General features: G+C 45.0%; 1 pseudogene. It reads right to left on the reverse strand.

Features of this window, described 5'->3' with window-relative positions:
* Positions 1 to 175, reverse strand: a pseudogene (locus tag CA598_RS33280) (group II intron reverse transcriptase/maturase); the annotation flags it as partial.
* Positions 176 to 320: the final 145 nt, after the last annotated feature.

Here is a 320-nt window from a genome sequence, read left to right on the forward strand (position 1 = left end):
GGCTCGGTTCATAGGTTCCTTCTTCTATCGATTGCCGCAAGGTTTGCCAGTTTTGTACGATGTGTTCTCGTAAGGATTTTACGGACATCCCATCTACGCCATGACTTCCTTTATTCGCTTCAGCACGCTTTAAGGCTTGCAGAAGATTTTCCCGTGACAGCAGCTGTTCCAACATTTTTTTACCTCTCTTTACGTGATTTGTATCTTCCTCTTGTGCCAGAGATGAATTCTGCCCTGCCGAAGCTCCTCACGGGATTCACCGCTTTCTTCTTCAGTCAGGTCCTTTCGGATTTTTTTCTGCTTTCATTACTCATCTTGAA

The sequence above is a fragment of the Paenibacillus sp. VTT E-133291 genome (assembly GCF_002264395.1).
Taxonomy (GTDB): domain Bacteria; phylum Bacillota; class Bacilli; order Paenibacillales; family Paenibacillaceae; genus Paenibacillus_AQ; species Paenibacillus_AQ nitricinens.